Here is a 21761-nt window from a genome sequence, read left to right as displayed (position 1 = left end):
CGCGTTGCGGTACAGGCTGTACTCGTAGGTGAGCAGCGCGCCGGCGCTCAGCAGGATCGCCAGGAAGGTCGTGAGCAGCGCCGCGAGCGTGAGTTGCTGGCGCAGCGAAGTGGGTTTCAGCGGGCGCTCCTTTGCGTTGAAATGGCCGTTCGGGCCGCCCTATTTTGGAGGAACGTGCGTCGCCTGGACAGTCCGGCACAATGCACTGCAGTTTCCCCACTCCCAACCGCATACCGCATGGCCGCAGCAGCTCCCGGACCGGAGTCCTCCAAGAAGGACGCAGCGATACCCGCGTTGCCGAGCGCGGCGGTGGGCTTGCCCTTCGACACCCTGTTCATGGCCGCGCCCCTGGCGGCCACCGTCACGCGGCTGTGCGATGGCCGCCTGCTCGCCGTCAACGACGCCTGGCAGCGGCTCACCGGCTTGCGCCGCGAGGACGTGATCGGCCGCACGACGGTGGAGATCGGGCACTGGCCCAGCGCCGAGGCCCGCGCGCGCTACCTGAACGAGGGGCCGCCGGCCGACGAGGTGCAATACCTGCGCCTGCGCGATGGCGTGGCACACCGCGTGCGCCTGAACGCCACCGTGCTGACGGTGGACGACGAGCCCGCGGTGCTGATCTACCTGACCGAGGCCACCACGGAATTCGAGGCCGATGCCGCCCGGGCGCGCAGCGAGCAGGCGCTGCGCGAAGCCAACCTGCGTTTGCAGCAACAGGTGGAACTGCACGCGGCGATCGAGCGGATGGCCCGCGTGGGCCACTGGACCAACGCCGAAAACGAACAGGACGTGATCTGGTCGCCCGGCATGTACGAGATCACCGGCCTGCAGGCCAGCCCGACGATCAACCGCGCAGCCGGGCGCGCCGGCATCCACCCGGATGACTTTCCAGCGTGGCTGGAAGCCCGCGCGGCCATGGATGGCCGCGAGGTCGAGTACCGCTGGCAAACACCGGACGGGCAACAGCGCCGCTTGCGCACCCGCATCGGCCAGACCACCGTGGCCGGCAACCCCCAGACCGACTTCGGTGTGGTGCAGGACATCACCGCCGAGCGCGAAGCCAGCGAGCGGCTGGCCGAACAGTTCAAGCTGCTGCAGAACATCGCCGCCCGTGTGCCCGGCATGATGTACGAAGCCCGCCTGCGGCCCGATGGCACGAGCGCGATCACCTATGTGAACAACGTCGCGCGCACCATGCTGGAAATCGCGCCGCAGGAACTGGAGCACGACGCCAGCATCCTGTTCGACCGCGTGCACCCCGACGACCGCGCCGAGGTAATCGCCTCCTTGAACGCATCGGCGCGGCACCTCACCGCCTGGCGCCAGATCTACCGGGTATGCCTGCCCCAGGCCGGTGTGCGCTGGCACCAGGTGGAGGCCGTGCCACAGCGCGAGGCCGACGGCTCGGTGGTCTGGCACGGCTTCTCCACCGACGTGACGGCCAGCCGGCTGGCCGCACAAAAGCTCGAACGCCAGCACCGCATGCTGGAAGCGGTGCGCGCGGCCCAGACCGACTACATCGAGGCCGACGACAAGCGCAAGGCCTTCGAAGGGCTGCTGCAGGCGTTCCTGTCCGTCACCGGCAGCGCGTTCGGTTTCGTCGGCGAGGTGCTCTACGGGGACGACGGCAAGCCCTACCTGCGCACCAGCGCGATCACCAACATCGCCTGGGACGAGGCCTCGCGGCTGATGTACGCGAGCCAGGCCGCGTCGGGCATGGCTTTTCGCAGCCTCCACACGCTGTTCGGGCACGCGATGCTGACCGGCCAACCGGTGATCGCCAACGATCCCGCGCACCACCCCAAAGCCGGCGGCCTGCCCGGCGGGCATCCGCACATGAGCGCCTTCCTCGGCGTGCCGCTGGCAGTGGGCGACCGGCTTGTGGCCATGGTCGGCCTGGCCAACCAGCCCGGTGGCTACAGCGAAGAAGACATCGAATTCCTGCAACCGCTCCTGGGCGCCGTGCGCCAGCTGGTGATGGCCTGGCGCGGCCACATGGAGCGCCGCCGCACCCGCGAGCAACTGGAGGTCACCAGCGCGCTTCTGACCGAAAAAAGCCTGGACCTGCAGGCCACGCTGGACAGCATCGACCAGGGACTGTGCCGGGTGGACGAGAACAACCACATCACGGCCTACAACCGCCGCCTGCTCGAAATGCTGGACCTCCCCGAGGCCTTGCTGCAGGGGCAGCCCACGACGGACCAGGTGCTGCGATTCCAGACCGAACGCGGCGATTTCGGCCCGGGCCTGGCCTGGGTCGACCCGGTGGCGCACAGCCACGTGTTGCACGGCGTGCAAACGGTGCCGTCGCCCGAAAAATACTGGCGCAAGACGCAGGACGGCCGCACGCTGGAAATGCGCACCCGTTCGCTGCCCGGCGGCGGCCTGGTGCGCACCTTCTCCGACGTGAGCTCCTACATGCAGGCGCAGGAAGCGTTGCGCGAGGAACGGCAGCGCCTGGCCTGGGTGCTCGAAGCCACGCGGCCCGGCATCTGGGAAAACAACCTGGTCGACAACGCATTGACGGTGAACGCCCGCTGGGCCGAAATGCTGGGTTACACCCTGAGCGAGTTGGCACCCATGCGCGCCGAGACTTGGGAGGCGCTGGTTCACCCCGACGATCTCAAGATGGCCGATGCCATCCGCGACCGCCACCTGAGCGGCGCGCTGCCCTATTACGAATGCGACATCCGCATGCGCCACAAGTCGGGGCACTGGGTCTGGGTCAACACCCGCGGGCGGGTGCACAAGCGCGATGCGCAAGGCCGGGGCCTGTTCATGTCGGGCACGCACCTGGACATCACCGAGCGCGTGGCCGCGCAGGAGCAGGTGAGAGCGCTCAACGCCAGCCTGGAGCAGCGCGTGACCGCGCGCACCGCCGAGCTGGAACGCTCGATGCGCGACATGGAGGCCATCTCGTACTCCATTGCGCACGACCTGCGCTCGCCGCTGCGCTCGGTGAACGGCTTCGCCGCCATCGTGCTGGAAGAAGAGGCCGATCGCCTGAGCCCGAACGGGCGCGACATGTTCGAGCGCATCGCACGCTCCTCGCGCAACATGGGCCAGATGATCACCGACATGCTCGAGCTGTTGCGCGTGGTGCGGGTGGACCTCGATGCAGTGCCGGTCGACATGGGCGCCCTCGCGCATTCCGTGGCCGACGCGCTGGCCTCACAGGCCCCGCACGCGCGCATCCGCATCGACACCATGCCGTTCGCACTGGGCGACGCCACCCTGTTGCGCCAGGTGTTCGCCAACCTGATGGACAACGCCCTCAAGTACTCCAGCCACCTCGCGCAGCCCGAGCTGGTGGTGGGTTATGACGCGGAACAGTGCGTTTACTTCGTGCGCGACAACGGCATGGGTTTCGACATGGCGCACGCCGACAAACTGTTTGGCCTGTTTCAGCGCCTGCACACCGGCAGCAGCGTGCCCGGCATGGGGGTGGGGTTGGCGATCGTGGCGCGCATCGTCGAGCGCCATGGGGGCCGCGTCTGGGCCGAATCGTGGCCGGGCGAGGGCGCCACGTTCTGGCTGCGTTTGCCGCGGGCCTGAGAGGCTGAGCCCGCCGCGGCCATTCAGAACGGTGCGTCTTCGCTGGCGGGTGCGGCACCGTCCGGCGCGGACGGTGCTTGCGCGGGAGCCGCCGCTGCGACCGCCGAGGCGCGGGCCTGGCGCACCGCGGCCTTGTCGCCCGCGCTGGCGAATTTGCTGTATTTGCCCGTCAGGCCCACCAGCTGGCCGTAGATCTTCGGGTTGGCGGCCAGGCATTCCTTCTGCTCCAGGAAGTCGGCTTCGCCCGTGAAGTTGCCGATCAAACCGCCCGCCTCGGTCACCAGCAGCGCGCCGGCGGCGACGTCCCAGGGCGAGAGGCCCATTTCGAAGAAACCGTCGGTGAAGCCCGCGGCCACGTAGGCCAGGTCGAGCGCGGCCGAGCCGGGGCGGCGCACGCCGGCCACGCGCGGCATCACGTCACCGAACATCTGCAGGTAGGTCTGGAACGAGTCGCCCGGGCGGAACGGGAAGCCGGTGGAGATCAGGCAGTCGCGCAGCGTGGTGCGCTTGGCCACACGGACGCGGCGGTCGTTCATGTAGGCGCCGCGCCCGCGCGTGGCGCAGAAGAGGTCGTTGCGGGAGGGGTCGTAGACCACGGCCTGTTCGATGCGGTTGCCCACCATGAGCGCGATGCTCACGCAGTAGACCGGGAAGCCGTGAATGAAGTTGGTGGTGCCGTCCAGCGGGTCGATGATCCAGGTGTGGTCGGCGCCGCCATGTTTGCCCGGGCGCTTGCCCGATTCTTCGGCCCAGATCGCGTGATCGGGGTAGGCGGTGAGCAGGGTGTCGATGATTGCGGCCTCGGCGGCCTGGTCGACCTCGGTCACGAAATCGTTGGTCTGTTTGACCGAGACCCGGACCGACTCCACGTCCAGCGCGGCGCGGTTGATGAGGGTGCCAGCGGTGCGTGCGGCCTTGATGGCCACGTTGAGCATGGGGTGGAGTGTGGACGACATGAATTGTGAACCTCGGCGTGCTCTGGGGCAGAGCGCGCGACAGTGGATGAGCAGGTGGAGCGCAACCCGGCAATGCGGGCGGCGACAATACCCGGGATTTTACCGTCCCGACCCCTTCTCGCATGCGCACCCGTTTTGTCCTGATCCAGACCAGCCACGCCGGCAATGTAGGCGGCGTCGCCCGCGCCATGAAAGTCATGGGTTTTGACGACCTCGTGCTGGTGCAGCCGCGTTGGGCCAATGTGCTGCGCCGCGAGGAAACGATCCAGCGCGCCAGCGGCGCCAACGACGTGCTGGCCAAGGCGCGGATCGTCGACACACTCGACGAAGCGCTCGACGGCATGAGCCACCTCTGCGCCACCGCCATGACCCCGCGCGACTTCGGCCCCCCCACGCGCGCGCCACGCGCGCATTTCGCCACCCTGTTCGGCGCCAGCGGGCCGCCACCGCAGGGCGTGGCCTTTCTGTTCGGCTCCGAGCGTTTTGGCATGCGCAACGAAGACGTGTACCGCTGCCACGTCGCGCTCAGCATCCCGACCGCGCCCAACTTCGGGTCGCTCAACCTGGCTGCCGCCGTGCAGTTGATCGCCTACGACTGGCGCCAGGCGCTCGGTGGCTTCGACGCGCCGGTGTCCGCGGTGGAGGCCGAGCGGTCGCAGGCCGATGCCAAGGCCCTGTCCGGCATGCTCGACCACCTGGAACAGGCGCTGGTGGCGGTGGACTTTCTCGACCCTGCCGCGCCCAAGAAGCTCATGCCGCGCCTCAACCAGCTTTTCAACCGGGCCGCGCCGAGTGATGAGGAAGTCCACATTCTGCGAGGTGTCGCCAAGGCCATGCTGCAGATCGCCGACAAGGCGAAGCGATAGACTGCCGCCATATGTTTGACCGCATCCGTTCCGACATCCAGTGCGTGCTCGACCGCGACCCCGCGGCGCGCAGCACCTGGGAAGTCATCACCTGCTACCCGGGCCTGCATGCCGTCTGGCTGCACCGGCCGGCCCATTGGTGCTGGACCCATGGCTTCAAGTGGCTGGGGCGCTTCATCTCGCACATCTCGCGCTGGTTCACCGGCATCGAGATCCACCCGGGCGCCCAGCTCGGCGAGCGCGTATTCTTCGACCATGCCATGGGCGTGGTGGTGGGCGAAACCGCCGAGATCGGCGACGGCTGCACCATCTACCAGGGCGTGACGCTGGGCGGCACCTCGCTCTACAAAGGCACCAAGCGCCACCCGACGCTGGGCAAGGATGTGGTGGTGAGCGCCGGCGCCAAGGTGCTGGGCGGCTTTCTGGTGGGCGATGGCGCCAAGATCGGCAGCAACGCGGTGGTGATCAAGCCGGTGCCGGCGGGTGCGACCGCGGTGGGCATTCCCGCCCGCATCATCCTCAGCAAGACCGGCGAGAGCGCCGACGTGGCCGAGCAGGGGCAGAAGTTCAATGCCTACGGCATCACGCAGGAAGACGACCCGCTGTCACAGGCCATGCGCGGCCTGATCGACAACGCGGCCGGGCAGGAGCACCAGATCGCGCTGCTCTGGCAGGCCATCGCAACCCTGGCCGAAGCGAAGACGAGCGATTGCGTGCCGCAGGACGCGGCGCGCGAAGAGTGCTTCGAGAAAGAAAAGCTCAACCAGCTGGTGGGGAAGTAGACCCTCCCCACGGGCCGATGCTCAGTGGTGGTGGCCGTGCGCGCCGTGGGCGTGACCGTGCGAAATCTCTTCCGGCGAAGCCGCCTTCACATCGATCACGTTCAAGGTGAACGTGATGTCCTCACCCGCCAGTGGGTGGTTGCCGTCGAGCATCACCGTGTCGCCCTTGATCTTGGTGACGGTGAAGATCTGGCGGTTGCCCTTCTCGTCGTGGCCTTCGAGCTGGCCGCCCACCTTCACGCCGGGCGGGAAGTCCTTCTTTGAAATGCTGGTCACCAGGCTCTCGTCGCGCTCGCCAAAGGCCAGCGAAGGCAGCAGCTTGATCGTCGTGTTGAAGCCCTTTTCCTGGCCTTCCAGGGCCATTTCCACGCCCGGCAGCGTGTTGCCATAACCGCCGTGCAGGTAGGCGCGCGGCTCCTTGCCGTCTTCGAGCACCTTGCCCTTGGCATCGACGGCGCGGAAAGTGAGGGTGACGATGGTGTCTTTGGTGATCTTCATGTCAGGTCGCGTGAAAAGGTTAGCGGGCAGGGCGCACGGCGGACTTGGGGCGGAAGGCCTTGCAGACCGCGTCGTGCGTTTCGAGATACGGGCCACCGATCAGATCGATGCAATACGGCACGGCCGCAAAAATGCCGTTGACGCGCTGCGTGCCATCGGCATTCTTCAGGCCTTCGAGCGTTTCGGCAATCGCCTTGGGTTGGCCGGGCAGGTTGATGATCAGGCTCTTGTCCCTCACCACGGCCACCTGGCGCGAGAGGATGGCGGTGGGCACGAAGGCCAGGCCGATCTGGCGCATCTGTTCGCCAAAACCCGGCATTTCCTTGTGGGCCACGGCCAGCGTGGCCTCGGGCGTCACGTCGCGCAGGGCGGGGCCGGTGCCGCCGGTGGTGAGCACGAGCGAGCAGCCGGCGTCCACCAGTTCGATCAGCGTGGCGCTGATGCGCTCCGTTTCGTCGGGGATCAGGCGCGGCTCGAAGGTGATGGGGTTTTGCAGCGCGCGCGTGAGCCAGTCCTGCAGCGCGGGCAGGCCCTTGTCTTCGTACACCCCGCTGCTGGCACGGTCGCTGATCGACACGATGCCGATGCGCACCGGGTCGGCGGTGATGGTGGTGTTGCTCACTGGAGTACCTCGCCCGGCGGGCTGCGGTGCGAGCTTGCTTGGGAAAGGCCAGGCACTGCGCTCATGGCTGGTCGTCGTCAGCGGGCATGTCGTCGCCGTCATCGTCCGCACCCTGGTTCAGTGCGGCCTTGACGGTCTGGAAAATCTCGCGGTAGGCCTTGCCGTGGCGCACCGCCTCGCCCGGGCGCTCCTGCGCCTGCGTGGCTTGGGCGTCCTTGCGCGCCTGGCGGATCAGCGCGCGCAGGTGCTGCACGTCGCTTTGCGGGTCCATCTGCATCCAGGCGGTCAGGGCGTCGTCGTCGGCGATCAGGCGGTCGCGCCATTGTTCGGCCATGTGCAGCGACAGCGTGCCCTTCGCGGAGCCCTTGCTCTGCTCGTCGAGCGCCGCTTCCACGGCGGCGACCGTTTCTTCGTCGAGTTTGCGCATGAGCTTGCCGATGAACTGCATCTGGCGGCGGCGGCCTTCGAAGTTGGTGATGCGCTTGGCCTCGGCCACGGCGTCCACCAGCTTTTCCGACAGGCCGAGTTTCTGCATCAGGTCCGAGCGCAGCGTGAGCAGGTTTTCGCCCAGCGCTTGCAGCCGATCGCTTTCCTTCTTGAGGTCGGTCTTGCTCATCTCGGCGGAGCCCTTGAGCTCGCGCTTGAGTTCCTGGTCGAGCTCGCTGCCGAGGGCGACGAACTGGCCACGGACGAAATAGCCTTTGGTGGGTTTGCGGGACATGAAGAGTGTTGAATGGGCTTCTGCGCGAACGGCAGTGGCCGGGAGGGGCGGCAAGTATCATAGCCGTCGACATGAAAAACCCCTCTCAAGCCCCCGTGGCATCCTCCCGCTCCCCCCTTTCCGGTTTCCAGTACGCCCGCAGCCAGTTCGAGGAACTGGTCGATCTGGCGCTTGCGCATGCCAGGCAGCTCGGCGCGGTTGACGCGGCGGCCGAGGTGTCCGAGGGCGCCGGCTTGAGCGTTTCGGTGCGCAAGGGCGAGCTGGAAAACGTCGAGCGCAACCGCGACAAGTCTCTGGGCGTCACGGTCTACCTGGGGCAGAAGCGCGGCAACGCGTCCACCTCCGATTTCTCGGCCGCCGCCGTGCGACAGACGGTGCAGGCCGCCTACGACATCGCGCGCTTCACCGCCGAAGACCCGGTGGCCGGCCTGCCCGACGTCGCCGATGTGGCCGACAGCTACCCCGATCTCGACCTGTTCCACCCCTGGTCGCTTGACTCGGAAGAGGCCGCGCGCATCGCCCTGGCCTGCGAGGCCGCGGCGTTCGCCACCAGCAAGAAGATCAACAACAGCGAAGGCGCTGGCGTGTCGGCGCAGCAATCGCATTTCTTCACCGCCCACCTGCGCGGCGGCGAGCGCGGCAAACCCGGCATCTTCAGCGGTGGCTATGCCAGCTCGCGCCACAGCCTGTCGGTGGCGCCCATCGCGGGCAAGGGTGCGAACATGCAGCGCGACTACTGGTACAGCTCCATGCGAGCGCCCGGCGATCTGGCCACGCCGGAAGCCGTGGGCCGCTATGCCGCGGAACGCACGCTGGCGCGCCTGAACGGCCGCAAGATCGCCACCACCGAATGCCCGGTGCTGTTCGAGTCGCCCCTGGCCGCCGGCATTCTGGGCAGCTACGTGCAGGCCACCAGCGGCGGCGCGCTCTACCGCAACACCACCTTCCTGCACGACAGCCTGGGCAAGCGCGTGATGGCCAAGCACCTGGACATCCTGGAAGACCCGCACGTGCGCAACGGCAAGGGGAGTTCACCGTTTGACGACGAGGGTGTGCGCACGGCGAAGCGCAAGGTGCTCTCGGCCGGGCGTGTGCAGGGCTACTTTCTCTCCACGTACTCGGCGCGCAAGCTCGGCATGCGCACCACGGGCAATGCGGGTGGTTCGCACAACCTCACGCTGACCAGCCGGCTCACGCAACCGGGCGACGACCTGCGCGCCATGCTCAAGAAGCTCGGGCGCGGCCTGTTCGTCACCGAACTCATGGGCCAGGGCGTGAACTACGTGACGGGCGACTACTCGCGCGGCGCGTCGGGTTTCTGGGTGGAAAACGGCGAGATCGCCTTCCCGGTGCACGAGATCACCATCGCCGGCAACCTCAAGGACATGCTGCTGGGCATCGAGGCCGTGGGCGCCGACGCCTACAACTACGGCGCGAAGACCACGGGCTCGATTCTGATCAACCGAATGAAGATCGCCGGGAGCTAGCCAGCCAAAGCGGCTTTGACCGCGGCGGAAACCTGGCCCATGTCGGCCTTGCCGGCCAGGCGGGCTTTCACCGCGCCCATGACCTTGCCCATGTCGCCCGGGCCCTTGGCGCCCAGTTCGGTGACGATGGCCTTGACCTCGGCAGCCACCTCATCGGCGGAGAGGCGCGCGGGCAGGTAGCCCTGCAGCACGACCATCTCGGCCGCTTCCTTGTCCACCAGGTCCTGGCGATCGGCTTTGGTAAAGGCTTCGATGCTGTCCTTGCGCTGCTTGACCAGCTTGTCCACGATGGCGACAACCATGGCGTCGTCCAGCTCCACGCGCTCGTCCACTTCCTTTTGCTTCATGGCAGCGGTCAACAGGCGGATGGTGCCCAGGCGCTCGCTGTCCTTGGCGCGCATGGCGGCTTTCATGTCTTCGATGATCTGCTCTTTCAGGCTCATGTGAGGCTCCTGTGGTTGGGCGGAAAAATGGCAATAAAAAAGCCCGCCTGAGCGTCCTCCAGCGGGCTTCTTTGCAACCGGGCGGGCCCGGTGGCTGCGGTACTCAGTACAGCTTCTTGGGCAGCTGCATCGAACGCACACGCTTGTAGTGGCGCTTGACGGCGGCGGCCTTCTTGCGCTTGCGCTCGGCGGTCGGCTTTTCGTAGAACTCGCGGGCGCGCAGATCGGTCAGCAGGCCGAGCTTTTCGATGGTGCGCTTGAAACGGCGCAGGGCGACGTCAAAGGGTTCGTTGTCTTTTACACGGATGGTCGTCATTGGAGAGAAATATCCAGAATGCGCGGAAAGAGGATGAACGGGAAGATCGGGCCCGCGCGTCGTTTCCGCAAAATGTCCCGTCATTAACTAGTATTGGCCGACGGGGGTTTGCCAGCAAAGCCAAGGATTATAGCCGGGTCGCCACACCAGGCAAGCCGGGCGTGGCGCGCGCCATGCTTCGCCCCGCAGCGAAGCGTGGCGGCAGCGGCTTGCTGCACACTGGGTCCATGAACACCAACCGCATTGCCCATGTGGCCGCGCTGGTCGGCGAGCCGGCCCGCACGTCCATGCTGCTGGCGCTGATGGACGGGCGTGCGCTCACCGCCCGCGAACTGGCCGACGCGGCCCGTGTGTCGCCTGCCACCGCCAGCCGGCACCTGGGTTTGCTGGTGGAGGCCACGTTGCTGCGGGTGGAGCGCCAGGGTCGCCATCGGTACCACTGCCTGGCCTCACCCGAGGTGGCGCGTGTGCTCGAAGGCTTGATGCAACTGGCCGCACCGCCCGAACCGCGGCGCGTGCTGGTGGGCCCGCGCGATGCGGCGTTGCGCACCGCGCGCACCTGCTACGACCACCTGGCGGGGCGGCTCGGCGTGGCGATCACCAACCATCTGCTGGACGCGGGGGCGGTGGTGTTCGAGGGTGAAGAGGCCTCGGGTCACGTGACCGACCAGGCGCCGGAGGCATTGCAGCGTCTGGGGCTGGATGCCGGCGCGGCGACGGCGGAGGGCGCAGGCCGTCGTCCGCACTGCCGGCCCTGCCTGGACTGGAGCGAGCGGCGCATGCACCTGGCCGGTCGGCTGGGTGCGCTGATCTGTGGCCACTGCCTGGAGCGTGGCTGGCTGATGCGGAGTCAGGGTACGCGCGCGCTCACGATCACGCCACCCGGGGCGCTGGCCATGCGGGACTGGCTAGGGAGCGCGCGCTGGGATGAGGTGGTGGGCGGCTGAGCACCGCCGCTCAAGCCGCGGGCAGCGCCTGCGCACAGGCGTGGGCGCTGGCCCAGGCCCATTGGAAGTTGTAGCCGCCCAGCCAGCCGGTCACGTCGACCACTTCGCCGATGAAGTACAGGCCCGGTTGCTTCGATTCCAGGGTCTGCGACGACAGGTCGCGCGTGTCCACCCCGCCCAGCGTGACCTCGGCCTTGCGGTAGCCCTCGGAGCCGGTAGGGGCGATGTCCCAGCGCGACAGGCGCTCGGCCAGCCGTGCCAGGGCCTTGTCGGTGGTGTCGGCCACCGGGCGCTGCCAGTCGGCGTCTTGCTGCACCCAGGCTTCGGCCAGGCGGTTGGGCACGAGCGTGGCCAGCTCGTTGGCCAGCAGCTTGCGCGACGTCGCCTTGGCGCGCGCCAGGGCGGTGGGCAGATCGGTGTCGGGGGCGAGGTTCAGGCGGATGGACGTACCTTCGCGCCAGTAGCTCGAAATCTGCAGCACGGCCGGGCCGGAAAGGCCCCGGTGGGTGAACAGCAGGTCTTCCAGAAAAGTCATGCGACCTTTCTTCTCCCCGGTTTCGATGCGCACCGGCAGCGCCAGTCCCGACAGGGCGGCGTAGGGCGCCCAGCCGTCGCCGTCGAACGTGAGGGGCACCAGCCCGGGGCGCTGCTCCACCAGCCGCAGCCCGAACTGTTTGGCGATGCGGTAGCCGAAGTCGCTTGCACCGATCTTGGGGATGGACAGGCCGCCGGTGGCGATCACCACGGTGCGGCTGCGCACGGTGCCGCGGTCGGTTTCGAGTTCGTACAGGCCATCGCCGTCCTGACGGATCGCCTTCACGCCGCAAGGTTGCCAGCGTTGCACGCCGCCTGCGTCGCACTCGCGCAGCAGCATCTGGATCAGGTCGTCGGCCGAGTGGTCGCAGAACAGCTGGCCCTTGTGTTTCTCATGGAAGGCGATGCCGTGCCGCTGCACCAGACCCATGAAGTCGGTGGGGGTGTAGCGCGAGAGCGCCGAGCGGCAGAAGTGCGGGTTGGCACTCAGGAAGTGCTTGTGCGGCGCCTGCGGGTCGAGGTCGCGGTTGGTGAAGTTGGCGCGGCCACCGCCCGAGATGCGGATCTTCTCGGCGACCTTGTCGCTGTGGTCGAGAATCAGAACGGACAAGCCGCGTTGGCCCGCGATCCCGGCACAGAAAAGGCCGGCCGCGCCTGCGCCGATGACGACGGCATCAAAAGTTTGCATGGCGCGCAGTGTAGCCACCGCGCGCCATCGTCCCTCAGCCTTTCCAGGTGAAAGGGAACGCCACCTGCTTCAGGAAGCCGTTGGGCACGTAGTCGCCCAGCCCGCCATAGCGCTCCGGCCATAGCCTGGGCTGTTGACGGCGGTACCGAAGAGGTGGTTGTGCTGGCGCGAACCGGCCATCCGCGCTGTCCGCGCGCGAGGGGCGTGTAGCGATCTGCTCAGGCTGCGCGCACCTGCGCTGGCACGTGGGACGCGGCGGCGGCCACGCCGCTGATCACGTCGCCCACCACGATCACCGAGGGGCTGGCCAGGCCGTCGCGCGCCACCGAGGCACTTAGCTCGCCGAGCGTGGTGACGGCGTGGCGCTGGTTCGGCAGGCTGGCGCGCTGCACCACCGCCACGGGTGTGGCGGCGGGCAGGCCGGTCAGCAGTTCACCCTGGATGCGCTTCACGCCGCTCACACCCATGTAGATCACCAGCGTGAGCTTGGCGTCGCGCGCGGTGGCGGCCAGGGCGCGCCAGTCCGTGCCGGCGGAACCGGGCTTGGCGTGGCCGGTGACGAACACCACGCCATGGGCATGCTCGCGGTGTGTCAGCGGCACGCCGAGCGAGGTCACGGCCGCCAGGCCCGAGGTGATGCCATTGACCACCTGCACGTGGATGCCGGCGGCCTGCAGGTGTTCCACCTCTTCACCACCACGGCCAAAGATGAACGGATCACCGCCCTTGAGGCGCACCACGGTCTCGCCTTCGTTCGCGGCCATCACCATGAGCTTTTCGATGAAGGCCTGCGGCGTGCTCTTGCAGCCGCCGCGCTTGCCCACATGCACGATGCGCGCTTTCGGTGAGGCGTGTGCGAGCACCTCTTCGTTCACGAGGTCGTCGACCAGCAGCACCGTCGCGGCGGCGATGGCTTTCACCGCCTTGAGCGTGAGCAGGTCCGGGTCGCCGGGACCTGCGCCCACCAGGGTCACGGTGCCGGGCTGGAATTCAGACGACGAGGGCATGTGGGTTGGGGTGTTCATGGTGCACCGTGGCTCGCAAGATGTGTTCCACCTGCTGCGCGATGGGGTTGGGGATGGGCTGCGCGCCGTCGAGCACGGCGCGGATGTAGGCGGCGGTGGACGCGGCGTCCACGGCGGGCAGGGACGGCAGTTTGGCCAGGGGGCCGTCCTGCTGCGCCTGCACCTCGGTGCGCGCGCCGTCGCGGAACACCTCCATGCGCGGCGTGCGGCGCGCGTCGGCGACGGGTTCGCCTTCGGTGCCGCGCAGCAGCAGCGCGTGCGCGCCGGTGAGCGACCAGGTGGCGGCCATGGAGCTGGCGTATTCGGGGTGCGTGTAGCTGCCGACGGTGAAGGCCGCGCCCGCGCAGGGGTTCATGAGTTTCACCAGGCTGTGCGCGGGGTTGCGCAGGCCGACCGCGCGGCGCACGTCGAGCAGGCGTTTGAGGCCGGGGCTCAACACCTCGGTGGGCACGAAGGCCAGCTCGCCCGCGCGCAGCGAGGGCGCTTCGCGAGAAGGGTGCACGCCCAGTGCTTCGAACACCTGGGACGAGAACACGCGTTTGTTCTCGGTGGCGGTGCCGTGCACCAGCACCGCCGCGCCGCGCTGTGCGAGCAGCAGTGCGAGCAGCGGCGTGAGCACGGGCAGCTTGCGCGCGCCGTTGTAGCTGGGCAGCACCACGGTGGTGAGGCCGTTGTCGGGCAGCTTGTGCAGGCGCGCGTGCGTGGCGTCGAGGAAGCCGGCCATCTCTTCGGGCGTTTCGCCCTTGATGCGCATGGCCAGGCAGAACCCGCCCACTTCCAGGTCGGTCACGGTGCCGTCGAGCACCTGGCCGAGCAGGTCCGTGGCCTGTTCGCGCGAGAGCGAACGCGCGCCGTCTTTGCCGCGACCGATTTCCTTGATGTATTGGCTGATCCCCATGGCGCGCGATTGTCGGGCAAGTTTGATGACTTCGCGTTATATGCAGATACCGTGCTCAGGCGGCCTGCGCGGCCTGCGCGGCGGGCGCGGTCTCGCGCACCAGCCGCTTGAGCTCGGGCACGCAGGAGCCGCAGTTGGTGCCGCACTTCAGGCTGGTTTGCAGCGCGGCCAGGCGTTGCTCGCCGCTGCCCGCACAGGTCTTCAGCTCGGCGCGGATCGCGTCGTCGGTGACGTTGAAGCAGGTGCATACCTGGCGGCCCTTGGCAGCGATGGCCACGGGGGCTTTGGCGCCGGGCATGAGCAGCAGGCGGCCGTACGCGGCGGCGGGCAGTTCGTCTTGCAGCAGGGGCTTGATCCAGACCTCGGCGCGCGTGTCGCCCGCGAGCACGAAGGCGTCGAGCCGGGTGGATTCGCCTTCGCGCACCAGGCGCGCGGTGCGGCGCTGGCCCAGGCGTTTGTCGGCGTAGCGCAGCACGTCGGGCGTGTTGAGGCCCAGCAGCGCTTCGACGCGTTCGATCAGCGCGGGCTCGGGCGCGTCGTGCGCGGCGGCGCGGAACAGCACGCCGTGGCGCTCACGGCCCGGGGCATCGGCCAGGGGCACACCGTTGGAGAACGGCACGCAGGAGGCAAACGGAAACTGTGCCATCAACGCGCGCAGGCCCTCTCGCGCGGCCAGCGCCCTGTTTTCGGGCAGCCAGGCCACGGCCAGCAGCGTCCAGGGCAGTTCGGCCTTGAGCACCTTCACCGCCGCGTGTTTGAGCTCGGGTTGTTTCGAGGTCGGGCAGTAGGCCGAGGTGGTGAGCGCGTTCACGCCGGCGATCGGTTCGCCGGTGCTGCTGAGGCCACTCAGGTATTCCGCGCCCCAGTGCATGGCGATGAAGGCCTGCGACAGGCCGATCTCGCCGGAGCCTTGTGCCGGCACCAGGATGGAGCCGCGCTTGCTGGTGATGTGCACCAGGTCGCCGTCTTTCAGGCCTCGGCGCTCCATGTCCTGCGGGTGCAACTGCACCGACGGTTCGGCGACGTGGCCGAACAGGCGGCCGAGCGTGCCGGTGCGCGTCATGCCGTGCCACTGGTCGCGCAGGCGGCCGGTGGTGAGCGAGAACGGGTAACGCGATTCGCGTGGCTCGGCCAGGGGCACGAAGGGCAGGGCGGCGAAGCGGGCCTTGCCGTCCGGGGTGGGGAAGACACCGTCTTCATAGAGGCGTTCCTTGCCCTGGGCCTCGCCAGCCTGGATGGGCCATTGCTGCGGGCCTTGATGCTGGAGCATGGCGTAGCTCAGGCCGGTGATGTCCAGGTCGCGCCCGCGCGTGGATTCGCGGTGTTCGTTCCAGATGGATTCGGCGTCGGGGTAGGGGAACAGCGTGGGCTGGCCAGGACGCAGCCGCGCTTCCAACCGCTGCGCGAAGTCGACCACGATGGCCCAGTCGTGCCTTGCCTGACCCGGCGCGGGCACGGCGGGCCGCACGCGGCTGATGCGGCGCTCGCTGTTGGTGACGGTGCCATCCTTCTCGCCCCAGGTGGTGGCGGGCAGCAGCAGGTCGGCGTAGTCGCAGGTGGCGGCGGTCGCGTAGGCCTCTTGCACCACGACGAACTCGGCGCGTTGCAAAGCGCGGCGCACGGTGGCCTGGTCGGGCATGGACTGGGCCGGGTTGGTGCAGGCGATCCACAGCGCCTTGATCTCGCCATCGGCGGCGGCCTGGAACATCTCCACCGCGCTCTTGCCCGGCTTCTCGGGCACGGAAGGCACGCCCCACAACGCGGCGACTTCGGCGCGGTGCTGCGGGTTGGCCAGGTCGCGGTGCGCGCTCAGCAGGTTGGACAGGCCGCCGACCTCGCGCCCGCCCATGGCGTTGGGCTGACCGGTGAGGCTGAAGGGGCCGGCGCCGGGCTTGCCGATCTGGCCGGTGGCCAGGTGCAGGTTGATCAGCGTGGCGTTCTTCGCCGTACCGCTGCTGCTCTGGTTCAGGCCCTGGCAGTAGAGGCTGAGCGTGGTGGGCGATTGCGCGAACCACTTCGCGGCGGTGAACAGGTCTTCGCGCGGCAGGCCGCAGACCTGCGCCACGTGCTCGGGCGTGCATTCGCGCACCAGCGTCTTGAGCGCGTCGAAGCCAGTGGTGTGCGCGGCGATGTAGGCCTGGTCGACCCAGCCTTCCCACAACATGATGTGCAGCAAGCCGTGGAACAGCATCACGTCGCTGCCCGGTTGCAGTGGCAGGTACAGGTCGGCGAAACCGGCGGTGTCGGTGCGGCGCGGGTCGGCCACGATGACCTTCATCGCCGGGTTGTTCTTCTTGGCTTCTTCGATGCGGCGGAACAGCACCGGGTGCGCGAAGGCCGCGTTGCTGCCGACGAAGAACAGGCACTGCGCGTGGTTCACGTCGTCGTAGCAGGTGGGCGGCGCGTCGGCGCCGAGCGTGAGCTTGTAGCCGGCCACCGCGCTGCTCATGCACAGGCGCGAGTTGGTGTCGATGTTGTTGGTGCCGATCAGGCCCTTGGCCAGCTTGTTGAAGACGTAGTAGTCCTCGGTCAGCAACTGGCCGCTGATGTAGAAGCCGACGGCGTCGGGGCCGTGTTGGTCGATCACCGCGGCGAAGCGCTCGGTGGCGAGGTCCAGCGCGGCGTCCCACTTCACGGGTTGGGCCGGTGCGCCGCGCTGCAAGCGCTGCAGGGGCTGCAGCAGGCGCGCCTGTTGGGCGATGGCGGGCGTGGCCGTGAGGTGCAGGGTCTGGCCCTTGGTGCAGAGCTTGCCGAAATTGGCCGGGTGCTGCGGGTCGCCGCGCACGGCGGTGATCTGGCTGCCCTTGCTCTCGATCAGCACGCCGCAGCCCACGCCGCAGTAGGGGCAGGTCGAGCGGGTGGTGATGGGGGTCATGCTGCGGTGGTGCGTCGGGCGGGACCGGCGATGGGGCGCGTCAGATCTGTTGCATGCGTGGCGAGTTCGCCCGCATCCAGGTGCACCACACCGTCTTCCACCTTCACCGCGAAGCGCGGCGTGCAGCCTTCGTCGGGCTCCTTCGCGCAACCGCTGTCCAGGCCGATGGTCCAGTTGTGCAGCGGGCAGGCCACGTGGGTGCCGAAAACGATGCCCTGGCTCAGCGGTCCACCCTTGTGCGGGCAGCGGTCGAGCAGGGCGAACACCTCGTCCTGGCTGTTGCGAAACACGGCCACGTCCAGCCCGTGTTCGCGCTGCACGCAGCGCGAACCGAGCACGGGGATGTCGTCGACGCGGGCAATCGGAATCCACGTGCTCATGCTGCGCTCCCTTCCAGTGAAACGGCTTTGATCGGAATGAACTGGCGGGTGTCCACCGCCGCTTTCTGGTGCTCGAACCACGGGTCGGGTTCGCCGTCGAGCGCGAATTGCAGTTGCGCCCACAGCGCTTTGCGGCCTTCGTGGTCGTCCAGGATTTTTTTCTTCACGTAGTCCAGGCCCACGCGGTTCACGTAGTGCACCGTGCGCTCCAGGTACCAGCCTTCCAGGCGGTAGAGCTGCATGAAGGCGCCGGTGTACTCCATCACTTCCTCGGCGGTCTTGAGCTTGGTGAAGAAGTGCGCCACCTCGGTCTTGATGCCGCCGTTGCCGGCCACGTACATCTCCCATCCCGAGTCCACGCCGATGATGCCGACGTCCTTGATGCCGGCCTCGGCGCAGTTGCGCGGGCAGCCGCTCACGGCGAACTTCACCTTGTGCGGGGCGTACATGCGCCACATGGCGCGCTCCAGGTCCTTGCCCATCTGCGTGCTGTCCTGCGTGCCCATGCGGCACCACTCGCTGCCCACGCAGGTCTTCACGGTGCGCAGCGCCTTGGCGTACGCGTGGCCGCTGGGCATGCCGATGTCGTTCCACACCGCCTGCAGGTCTTCCTTCTTCACGCCCAGCAAGTCGATGCGCTGGCCGCCCGTGACCTTCACGGTCGGGATCTTGTACTTGTCCACAGCGTCGGCGATGCGGCGCAGTTCGTCGGCGGTGGTCTCGCCGCCCCACATGCGCGGGATCACGCTGTAGGTGCCGTCCTTCTGGATGTTGGCGTGCATGCGCTCGTTGATGAAGCGGCTTTGCGGATCGTCCTTGGCTTCTTTCGGCCAGGTGCTGATGAGGTAGTAGTTGACGGCGGGGCGGCAGGTGGCACAGCCATTGGGTGTGCGCCAGCCCATGCCGTCGAACACCGCGCTCGTGTTCGTGTACTTGCTGTCGCGGATGGCGTCGCGCACCGCCTGGTGGCCGTGGTCGGTGCAGCCGCACATGGCCTTGAGCTTGGGCGTGGCGGAGTAGTCGCCGCCGGCGGTGAACATCAGGATCTGCTCGACCAGACCGGTGCACGAACCGCAGCTCGCGCTGGCTTTGGTCTGCTTGCGCACTTCCTCCAGCGTGAACAGGCCTTTGTCCTTGATGGCTTTGCAGATCGCGCCCTTGGTCACGCCGTTGCAGCCGCACACCTCGTCGCTGTCGGCCATGGCCGAGGCCTTGCTCTGGCCCTGGTGGCCCACGTCGCCGATGTTGGATTCGCCGAACATCAGCTTGTCGCGGATGTCGCTCACGCTGCGGCCGTCGCGCAGCAGCTTGAAGTACCAGCTGCCGTCCACGGTGTCGCCATACAGGCAGGCGCCCACCAGCTTGTCGCCCTCGATCACCAGTTTCTTGTAGACGCCGCCCGAGGGGTCGCTCATCACGATTTCTTCGGTGTTGTCGCCGCCCATGAAGTTGCCGGCGCTGAAGAGGTCGATGCCCGTGACCTTGAGCTTGGTCGAGGTGAGCGAGCCGCTGTAGCGGCCGATGCCGAACTCCGCCAGGTGCGTGGCCAGCACCTTGCCCTGCTCGAACAGCGGCGCGACCAGGCCGTAGGCAATGCCGCGGTGCGCCGCGCACTCGCCCACCGCGTAGATGCGCGGATCGGTCACGGTCTGCAGTGTGTCGCTGACCACGATGCCCTTGTGCACGTGCAGGCGCATGGCCTCGGCCAGTGTGGTGTTGGGGCGGATGCCCACGGCCATCACCACCAGGTCGGCGAGTACCTCGGTGCCGTCCTTGAAGCGGATCGCTTTCACGCGGCCGGCTTCGTTGCCGACCAGTTCCTGCGTCTGCGCGCCGATCAGGAACTGCATGCCGCGCTGTTCCAGCGACTGCTGCAGCAGCTTGCCGGCCACGTCGTCGAGCTGGCGTTCCATGAGCCAGGGCGCGACGTGCACCACGCTCACCGTCATGCCGCGCTTCATCAAGCCGTTGGCCGCTTCCAGGCCCAGCAGGCCGCCGCCGATGACCACCGCGTGCTTGTACTGCGTGGCCGCGTCGATCATGGCCTGTGTGTCGGCGATGTCGCGGTAGGCCAGCACGCCTTGCAGGTCCTTGCCCGGGATCGGCAGCATGAAGGGGTTGGAGCCGGTGGCCATGATGAGGCGGTCGTACGGCGCTTCGATCACACCGCCATTGCCGTCGCTGGCGCGCACCACGCGTTTGATGCGGTCCACCTCGGTCACGGTCTTGCCCGCGTGCAGCGTGATGCCGTTCTCCTGGTACCAGGCCCAGTCGTTGAGCACGATCTCTTCCAGGGTCTGCTCGCCGGCGAGCACCGGCGAGAGCAGGATGCGGTTGTAGTTCGGGTGCGGCTCGCTGCCGAACACCGTGATGTCGTAGAGATCGGGCGCGATCTTGAGCAGCTCTTCGAGCGTGCGCACACCGGCCATGCCGTTGCCCACCATCACCAGTCTTGACTTCTTCATCGTGGCTACTCCATCCAGTTTGTGATTCGCTTGATCTGTTCGGATGCACACACCGCGCCAGTTCCCTGTGCGCGCGGACGCGCTCGTGCAGGGGCACCTGAAAAGGCTGGGGGTGTGCATGTTGGCCGGCCAGGGGCCGGGCAGTGGCGCGCCGCACGGCGGGCCGTTGTTTCGCTGCGCACGTCGTTGTGCACAGTCCCGCGACACTGCGGTCGGGGTTGGACGCTTCGTCACGTCTGCATAGGCCAATGCAAAACGTGTGCCATATCATCGAAACCCCTGCGAATGCCACGGTTCGGCGTGGCCTTGTGCTGGCACGGCACGTGCTGCGAACCGGGTGTCCACCCCGGCCTCTTTCTCTCTCAAGTTCTTGATTCTTATGACAACTGCGCTGGTATTTCGCCGCGGCGCCGCAGCGGCGCTGCCGCTCGCACAAGACCTCCAGGCCATCGGCATCGAGGTGCTCGCGCAGGAGGACGACTGCAGCAAACTGGTGCAGGCCGCCGTGCGCCATGCACCAGATGTGGTGATCGGCGAGGTGTCCGCGCCCGATGACGTGCTGTTCAAGGCCACCCAGGCCCTGGCCGACACCGCCCCTTGCCCGGTGATCGTGTTCACCCAGGACAGCGATGCGGCCCACATCGAGCAGGCCGTGGGCGCGGGCATCCACGCCTACGTGGTCCAGGGTTATGGCGCGCAGCGGCTGCGCCCGCTCATTCACCTGGCGCAGGCGCGCCACAAGCAAGGGCAGGCGCTGCAGGAGCAGTTGCGCGACGTGTCCCAGCGCTTCGAGGAACGCAAGTCGGTGGAGCGCGCCAAGGGCATCCTCATGCGCGCGCGGCAGCTCACCGACGACGAGGCCTTCCAGATCCTGCGCACCGCCTCCATGCACAGCAACCAGCGCCTGGGCCAGGTGTCGGAGCACATCATCCAGTCGGCGCGCTTCGCTGAAGGGGTGAACCGGGCCGGGCAGTTGCGCATGCTGTCGCAGCGCCTGGTCAAGCTTTACCTGCTGCGCCTGGCCGAGGTGCAGGCCCGAGCACAGGACGCCTTGCTCGACGCGTCGATCCAGCGCGTCGACGCGAACATCGCCCTGCTCGACAAGACCCTCTCGGCCGCGACCTTCGGCGACCTGTTGGCCCAGGTGGTGGCCACCTGGCAGCGCCTGAAGCCGGCGCTCAAGGGCAAGCCGGCTCCCGGACAACTCGCCACGGTGGACGCGCTGGCCGAACGCCTGCTGCAGGAGGCCGAGCGCCTGACCTCGGGCCTGGAGAGCGCAGGCGCGGCGCCACCCCTGAAGGTGCTCAACATCGCGGGGCGCCAGCGCATGCTGTCGCAGCGTTTCGCCAAGGGTGCGCTGATGGCGCTGCTGGAGCCGTCCACGCCCAGCGGCGAGGCCGCGATGACCCTGGCGCAGCGCGAGTTCGAATCGGGCCTGGCGCTGCTCAACGGCCTGCCCCTGTCCACGCCCGAGATCCGCCACACGCTCGACACCGCGGCGCGCGAATGGGAGTTGCTGGTGGCCGGTGCCACGCACATCCAGCGGCCCGCCGGGCGCGACCGGTTGTTGCGGCTGGAGGGCCTGGCCAGCGCCAGCGAAAACCTGCTCGAAGGTTTCGAACGGCTTTCAGCGCATTACGAGCGCAGCATGCAGATGCTGATGGGCTAAGAAGGTGCGCTGCACCAAGTTGGGCCCCGTTCTT

At 67.9% G+C, this 21761-nt stretch carries 18 protein-coding genes and 1 pseudogene; 6 read left to right on the top strand and 13 right to left on the bottom strand.

The features are described 5' to 3' along the window. Nucleotides 1–237 precede the first annotated feature (237 nt). The gene (locus tag FFS09_RS11135) at nt 238–3555 is read left to right on the top strand and encodes a PAS domain-containing protein (protein ID WP_171019976.1); all 3318 of its coding nucleotides are present in this window, start codon (nt 238–240) and stop codon (nt 3553–3555) included. Between the two features lie 23 nt (nt 3556–3578). On the opposite strand, the gene FFS09_RS11130 is transcribed toward FFS09_RS11135, so the two are convergent. Further along, nucleotides 3579–4511 carry an inositol monophosphatase family protein gene (locus FFS09_RS11130; RefSeq protein ID WP_137918936.1) on the bottom strand — a complete coding sequence of 311 codons (933 nt, stop codon included), beginning with the start codon at nt 4509–4511 and terminating at the stop codon, nt 3579–3581. A 122-nt stretch (nt 4512–4633) separates the two neighbouring features. On the opposite strand from FFS09_RS11130, the gene FFS09_RS11125 reads away from it, so the two are divergent. Continuing rightward, a complete protein-coding gene (locus tag FFS09_RS11125) occupies nt 4634–5377 on the top strand; it encodes an RNA methyltransferase (protein WP_137918935.1) in 744 nt (247 codons plus the stop codon). Between the two features lie 11 nt (nt 5378–5388). Next, on the top strand, nt 5389–6159 hold the full coding sequence (cysE, locus tag FFS09_RS11120; protein WP_137918934.1) for a serine O-acetyltransferase: 771 nt from the start codon (nt 5389–5391) through the stop codon (nt 6157–6159). A 21-nt stretch (nt 6160–6180) separates the two neighbouring features. On the opposite strand, the gene FFS09_RS11115 is transcribed toward cysE, so the two are convergent. From FFS09_RS11115 to yjgA, 3 genes are all read right to left on the bottom strand, one after another. Further along, nucleotides 6181–6657 (bottom strand): FKBP-type peptidyl-prolyl cis-trans isomerase, encoded by a 477-nt coding sequence (locus FFS09_RS11115; RefSeq protein WP_137918933.1) that lies wholly within the window; start codon nt 6655–6657, stop codon nt 6181–6183. 19 nt (nt 6658–6676) lie between these two features. Further along, complete coding sequence (gene mog / locus FFS09_RS11110; protein WP_252374325.1) at nt 6677–7279, bottom strand: molybdopterin adenylyltransferase; 603 nt, start codon at nt 7277–7279, stop codon at nt 6677–6679. A gap of 61 nt (nt 7280–7340) precedes the next feature. Then, entirely contained in the window at nt 7341–8000 is a 660-nt protein-coding gene (yjgA, locus tag FFS09_RS11105) for a ribosome biogenesis factor YjgA (protein WP_137918932.1), read from the bottom strand. A gap of 71 nt (nt 8001–8071) precedes the next feature. Here yjgA and pmbA point away from each other — a divergent pair, with 71 nt between their 5' ends. Continuing rightward, nucleotides 8072–9487: a metalloprotease PmbA gene (gene pmbA / locus FFS09_RS11100; protein WP_137918931.1), complete on the top strand. Its 1416-nt coding sequence runs from the start codon at nt 8072–8074 to the stop codon at nt 9485–9487. Here the strand turns inward: pmbA and FFS09_RS11095 are convergent. Continuing rightward, on the bottom strand, nt 9484–9930 hold the full coding sequence (locus tag FFS09_RS11095) for a GatB/YqeY domain-containing protein (RefSeq protein WP_137918930.1): 447 nt from the start codon (nt 9928–9930) through the stop codon (nt 9484–9486). The genes pmbA and FFS09_RS11095 overlap by 4 nt on opposite strands. Before the next feature lie 103 nt (nt 9931–10033). Then, entirely contained in the window at nt 10034–10246 is a 213-nt protein-coding gene (rpsU, locus tag FFS09_RS11090) for a 30S ribosomal protein S21 (RefSeq protein ID WP_056273869.1), read from the bottom strand. A 227-nt stretch (nt 10247–10473) separates the two neighbouring features. On the opposite strand from rpsU, the gene FFS09_RS11085 reads away from it, so the two are divergent. Beyond that, entirely contained in the window at nt 10474–11193 is a 720-nt protein-coding gene (locus FFS09_RS11085) for an ArsR/SmtB family transcription factor (RefSeq protein ID WP_137918929.1), read from the top strand. 10 nt (nt 11194–11203) lie between these two features. On the opposite strand, the gene FFS09_RS11080 is transcribed toward FFS09_RS11085, so the two are convergent. The 7 genes and pseudogenes from FFS09_RS11080 to nirB form a co-directional block, all read right to left on the bottom strand. Continuing rightward, the gene (locus tag FFS09_RS11080; protein ID WP_137918928.1) at nt 11204–12415 is read right to left on the bottom strand and encodes a BaiN/RdsA family NAD(P)/FAD-dependent oxidoreductase; all 1212 of its coding nucleotides are present in this window, start codon (nt 12413–12415) and stop codon (nt 11204–11206) included. A gap of 34 nt (nt 12416–12449) precedes the next feature. After that, a pseudogene (locus tag FFS09_RS31090) lies at nt 12450–12574 on the bottom strand (sterol desaturase family protein); the annotation flags it as partial. 59 nt (nt 12575–12633) lie between these two features. Continuing rightward, nucleotides 12634–13440, bottom strand: coding sequence for a uroporphyrinogen-III C-methyltransferase (gene cobA / locus FFS09_RS11070; protein WP_137918927.1), 807 nt, complete (start codon nt 13438–13440; stop codon nt 12634–12636). Continuing rightward, nucleotides 13406–14338: a DNA-binding protein YbiB gene (gene ybiB, locus FFS09_RS11065; RefSeq protein ID WP_137918926.1), complete on the bottom strand. Its 933-nt coding sequence runs from the start codon at nt 14336–14338 to the stop codon at nt 13406–13408. The genes cobA and ybiB overlap by 35 nt, the downstream gene beginning before the upstream one ends. Before the next feature lie 55 nt (nt 14339–14393). Then, nucleotides 14394–17213, bottom strand: a complete 2820-nt coding sequence (locus FFS09_RS11060) for a nitrate reductase (protein WP_137918925.1) — start codon at nt 17211–17213, stop codon at nt 14394–14396. Continuing rightward, nucleotides 17210–17593: a nitrite reductase small subunit NirD gene (gene nirD / locus FFS09_RS11055; protein ID WP_137918924.1), complete on the bottom strand. Its 384-nt coding sequence runs from the start codon at nt 17591–17593 to the stop codon at nt 17210–17212. The genes FFS09_RS11060 and nirD overlap by 4 nt, the downstream gene beginning before the upstream one ends. Continuing rightward, nucleotides 17590–20058, bottom strand: a complete 2469-nt coding sequence (gene nirB / locus FFS09_RS11050) for a nitrite reductase large subunit NirB (protein WP_137918923.1) — start codon at nt 20056–20058, stop codon at nt 17590–17592. The genes nirD and nirB overlap by 4 nt, the downstream gene beginning before the upstream one ends. A 379-nt stretch (nt 20059–20437) precedes the next feature. Between nirB and FFS09_RS11045 the strand changes: the two genes are divergently transcribed. Continuing rightward, nucleotides 20438–21727, top strand: coding sequence for a type IV pili methyl-accepting chemotaxis transducer N-terminal domain-containing protein (locus FFS09_RS11045; RefSeq protein ID WP_137918922.1), 1290 nt, complete (start codon nt 20438–20440; stop codon nt 21725–21727). Nucleotides 21728–21761 lie beyond the last annotated feature (34 nt).

The organism is Hydrogenophaga sp. 2FB (genome assembly GCF_005503365.1).
Taxonomy (GTDB): domain Bacteria; phylum Pseudomonadota; class Gammaproteobacteria; order Burkholderiales; family Burkholderiaceae_C; genus Hydrogenophaga.
Note: the sequence above shows the minus strand (reverse complement) of the source record. Positions and strands in the feature narration are given on the sequence as shown.